Annotated in this window: 5 protein-coding genes and 1 pseudogene; all 6 read left to right on the top strand. The window is 78.5% G+C overall.

Annotated features, from left to right (window positions below; genetic code table 11):
- The coding region (locus tag WCS02_RS17960; protein ID WP_340295654.1) for an ATP-binding cassette domain-containing protein at positions 1-673 on the top strand (673 nt) is incomplete at its 5' end.
- Positions 670-1,482, top strand: coding sequence for an ABC transporter permease (locus tag WCS02_RS17955; RefSeq protein WP_340295653.1), 813 nt, complete (start codon positions 670-672; stop codon positions 1,480-1,482). The genes WCS02_RS17960 and WCS02_RS17955, both read left to right, overlap by 4 nt.
- A 185-nt stretch (positions 1,483-1,667) precedes the next feature.
- The gene (locus WCS02_RS17950) at positions 1,668-2,468 is read left to right on the top strand and encodes a DUF4397 domain-containing protein (protein ID WP_340295651.1); all 801 of its coding nucleotides are present in this window, start codon (positions 1,668-1,670) and stop codon (positions 2,466-2,468) included.
- Between the two features lie 127 nt (positions 2,469-2,595).
- Positions 2,596-3,396, top strand: a complete 801-nt coding sequence (locus WCS02_RS17945; protein WP_340295650.1) for a class F sortase — start codon at positions 2,596-2,598, stop codon at positions 3,394-3,396.
- A 65-nt stretch (positions 3,397-3,461) separates the two neighbouring features.
- The gene (locus tag WCS02_RS17940) at positions 3,462-4,082 is read left to right on the top strand and encodes an RNA polymerase sigma factor (protein WP_340295649.1); all 621 of its coding nucleotides are present in this window, start codon (positions 3,462-3,464) and stop codon (positions 4,080-4,082) included.
- Positions 4,066-4,371 (top strand): annotated as a pseudogene (locus tag WCS02_RS17935) (hypothetical protein); the annotation flags it as partial. The gene WCS02_RS17940 and the pseudogene WCS02_RS17935, both read left to right, overlap by 17 nt.

Genomic DNA, 4,371 nt, shown 5'->3' with positions numbered 1-4,371 from the left:
TTTGGTGCTGCCCGACCTCGGGCTGCCGGCCGCCGCGCCGGCCCGCGCGGTCCTCGCCCACCACGCCGCCATGCACGCCCGCCCCCGTCCCGTCGCCGAGCTCGCGGAGCGGCTGGGCGTCGACGACCTGGGGCGGACCGCGGTGCGCAGGCTGTCCTCGGGCCAGCGGCAGCGCCTGGCCGTGGCGTGCGCCCTGGTCGGCCGCCCCGAGGTGCTCGTCATGGACGAGCCCACCGCCGCCCTGGACCCCGAGGGCCGCCGCGCGGTGCTCACGCTGGTCCGGGAGGCCGCCGAGGACGGCTGCGCGGTCCTCTGGTCCTCGCACACCCTGCTCGACGTCGAGCGTGCGGCCGACCGGGTCCTCGTCCTCGCCCGTGGCCGGGTGCTGGCCGACGGGCCCCCGGACCGGGTGACCGGCGAGGAGGTCGTGCGCTTCGAGGCGCCGCCGGGGTCCCCGCTGGACGGCCTGCGCGCCGCCCTCGGCGCGGGGACGGACGTCCGCGAGACGAGCCCCGGCAGCTTCGAGCTCCGCGGCTCCCGCGGTGCGCAGGAGCTCGTGAGCATCGCCTCGTGGCAGGCCGGCAACGGCGCGCGCGGCGGCATCACGCTCGCCCGGCCCAGCCTGGAGGAGCTCGTGCTCCGGCTCGGCGACGAGCAGCGTCACGCCTCGTGAGCACCTCTCCCGTGTCTCCTCGCGTCCCGTCCGGCCCTGCCGCCGCGTCCGTGGACGCCTCCGGCCCTGCCCCCGCGCCGCTCGTGCGCCGGGTGGCCCGGCAGGCGCTGTGGGACCTCATGGCCGTGCTCCGCAACGGCGAGCAGCTGCTCGTCACCTTCGTCCTGCCCGTGGCGGTGCTGGTCGGGGTGCTGCGCACCGGGGTGCCGGACCTGTCACCCCTGCCGCAGGACCGGGCGGGCCTGGCGGGGGCGCTCGGCGTGGCCGTGGTCTCCAGCGCCTTCACCGGGCAGGCCATCGCGCTCGCCTTCGACCGGCGGGGCGGGGTGCTCCGGCTGCTGTCGACCACGCCGCTGGGCCGGGGCGGCCTCGTCGCCGCCCGGGTGCTCGCGGTGCTGGCGGTCGTGCTCCTGCAGTCGGCGCTGCTGCTCGTCGTGGCAGCGGTCCTCGGCGTGCCGGTCGGGGCCGGGACGGTGCTGCTGCTCCTGCCCGTCCTCGCGCTCGGCACCGCCGCGATGCTCGGCGCCGGGATGCTCCTGGCGGGCACCGTGCGCCCGGAGGGCGTGCTCGGCCTGGCCAACCTCGTCTGGGTGGCGGTGCTCGTGGGCGGCGGCCTCGTCATCCCCGCCGGGCAGCTCGCCGGCGGGACGGTCGCGGCGCTGGTCGGCCTGCTGCCCACGGCCGCGCTCGGCGACGCGCTGCGCGCGGTGACCGCCGGCGGGGCGCCGTCCCCGGCCGACCTCGTCCTGCTCGTCGTGTGGGCGCTCGTCCTCGGGCTCCTCGCCCGGCGCTTCCTGCGCTGGGACTGAGCACCCGCCTGACCCGCCCGGCCGACCGACCGGCGCCTGCCTCCTGCGCCGGGCTGACGGGCGGCGGGCGACGGCATCGCCCCGCGTGCATCCGGACCGTCCCCCGCCCCGGTACCTGTGGTGCCAGCGACCACGAGGTCACCGGGCCACGGCCCGTCCGACACCACCGGAAGGACATCCCCGCCATGCGGACCCTCCTCGCCGCGACCGGCGCAGTGCTGCTGCCGCTCGCCTTCGCCGCCCCCGCCTCCGCCTCCAGCTCCGACGCCCAGGTGTCGGTGTTCCACGGCGTCCCCGGCCTCACCGTCGACGTGTACGCCAACGGCGACGCGATCCTCACCGACTTCGAGCCCGGCACCATCACCGACCCGCTCACCCTGCCGGCCGGCGACTACGAGCTCGAGGTCTTCCCCGCCGACGCCGACCCGGCCGGCGAGCCCGCCATCTCCGCCACCGCCACCGTCCCGGCCGGCGCCAACATCACCGTCGCCGCGCACCTCGGCGAGGACGGCGCCCCCCGGCTCACCCCGTTCGTCAACGACGTCTCGTCCCTGGAGGCGGGCCAGGCCCGGCTCACGGCCCGGCACACCGCGGCGGCCCCGGCCGTCGACGTCCGTGCGGGCGGCGAGCCGGTCTTCTCCGGCGTCATCAACCCGAACGAGGGCGTCGTCGAGCTGGCGGCGGGCACGGTCAGCGCCGACGTGGCACTGGCCGGCACCGACACCGTGGCCATCGGCCCCGCCGACGTCACGCTCGCCGAGGGCGTGAACACCGTGGTGTTCGCGTGGGGCTCCGCCGCCGACGGCAACCTGGCGCTCGCGGTGCAGACCATCGACGGCCTGCACAGCAGCCCCTCCGGCGTCCCGTCGGGCACCGGTGGTCTGGTCTCCGACGCGCTGCCCTGGCAGCTCGCGGTCGTCGGCCTCGCCGGCGCCGGGACCCTCGTGGTCCTGGGCGGGCGCGCCGTCGCCCGCTCGCGCGCCTGAGCGAGGCACTCCTGCCGGGGGGCCGCCGCACTGCGGCCCCCCGGCACCCGCACCACCTCAGGCCCCCGCACCGCCGCAGACCACAGACCCCTGACCCCCGCACCGTCGAGCGCCCGAGGAGGCGACCGTGAGCACCGCCGACGACCGCCGCCCCCGACGCCCGTCCTCCGGGGTCCGGCGCCGGTCTGCCCGGGTCCGCCGACGCTGGACGGCGCTCCTCGTCGCGGTCGCCGTCGCCGCCGTGCTCGCCCCGGCGGGGTGGTTGCTCACCAGGCCCGCTCCCCAGGCCGGGCTCCCGCTCGAGCAGGCGCTGGCCCCGGGCGGGACGACGCCCTCCCCCGCGTCCCCCTCGACCCCTCCTGTCGCGCCGTCCGAGGTCCCGGCAGACCCGGCACCGGCACCCGCCGGGCGCGCCCAGCCGGGGGGCGTCGTCGTCCGCGACGCCTCACCCGGTGCGGCCGCCCCGCGGCGCGGCGCCGACCCCGTCCGGCTCCAGGTCCCCTCGCTCGGGGTCGACGCCGCCGTCGACCCGGTCGGCGTCATGGACGACGGCGCCATGGTCGTCCCCGCCGAGGTCGACCGGGTCGGCTGGTACCGCTACGGGCCCGGCGTCGGCGCCCCGGAGGGGAACGCCGTGCTCGCCGGGCACGTCGACACCGTCGCGGGCGGCCCCGGGGCGCTCGTCGACCTGCGCGGCGTCGAGGTGGGCGCCGAGGTGCTCGTCGGCGACGCCACCGGCGCGACCACCCGCTACGAGGTGGTCAGCCGCGAGCGCATCACCAAGACCGACCTGCCCGTGGAGACGATCTTCGCCCGCGAGGGCTCGCACCGGCTCGTCGTCATCACCTGCGGCGGGGACTACCTGCCGGGCTCCCGCCGGTACGCCGACAACGTCGTCGTCACCGCCGTCCCGGTGCCCGTGCCGTGAGCCTCGCCCTGGTGCGGCCGGCGGCCGACCTGCCCCGGCACCCCGACCGCCCTAGTCTCAGGAGCGTGGACGCCGCCCCGCCCCCCGTGACGGGGCCGCGCCTCGCCGTCGTCCCCGCGCCGGACCCCGGCGCGGCGGACGACGCCGACGTCGGCCGGGCGTTCGCCGCGGGCGAGGAGTGGGCGCTCGCCGAGGCCTACGAGCGCTGGGCCCCGCTCGTGCACGGCGTGAGCATGCGCGCCCTCGCCGACCGTCCCGACGCCGAGGACGCGACCCAGCAGGTGTTCGTCCGGGCCTGGCGCGGCCGGGAGACGTTCGACGCCTCGCGCGGCAGCCTCGTCGGCTGGCTCGTGGGCATCGCCCGGCACGTCTGCGCCGACACCTGGCACCAGCGCGCCCGGCAGTCCCGCCAGGCAGACGCCGCCCGCGAGGTCGTCGGAGCCACCACCGCCCCGGCGCACGAGGCCCCCGAGCACGTCGTGGAGCGCCTGGCCGTCCTGGACGCCATGGCCGCCCTCGACCAGCCCGCGCGCGGCATCGTCGAGCTCGCGTTCTTCCACGACCTCACCCACACCCAGATCTCTGCCTCGACCGGCATCCCCCTGGGGACGGTCAAGAGCCACATCCGCCGCAGCCTGCTCCGCCTGCGCGACAGCATGGAGGTGGGCCGTGCGACCGCACCCTGACGTCGACCTGCTCGCCCTCCACGCGCTCGGCGAGCACGTCCTGGACCCCGCCGGGCTCGACCACGTCGCCGGGTGCGAGGGGTGCCGCCAGACCGTGGCCGACCTGGCCGCGACCGTCCGCTCCGCCCGCGGCCCCGAGGGCGCCGCGGCCCCGCAGCGCGTCGCCGTGCCCGCCCACGTGTGGCAGGGCATCTCCGCCGAGCTCGGGGTCGACCCCGCCGTGCGGCCCCCGTCGGTGGGGCCGTCCAGCCTGCGCTCCCGCCCCGCCGCAGGGTCGCTCGACGGGGTC

This window comes from Aquipuribacter hungaricus (assembly GCF_037860755.1).
GTDB lineage: Bacteria > Actinomycetota > Actinomycetes > Actinomycetales > JBBAYJ01 > Aquipuribacter > Aquipuribacter hungaricus.
The sequence above is the reverse complement of the archived record's forward strand: the minus strand, read 5'-3'. Positions and strand labels throughout refer to the sequence as shown.

Bases quoted from the DNA above. Each gene is read 5' to 3' on its own strand.
- WCS02_RS17950 (WP_340295651.1), top strand. From the start codon at position 1,668: ATGCGGACCCTCCTCGCCGCGACCGGCGCAGTGCTGCTGCCGCTCGCC.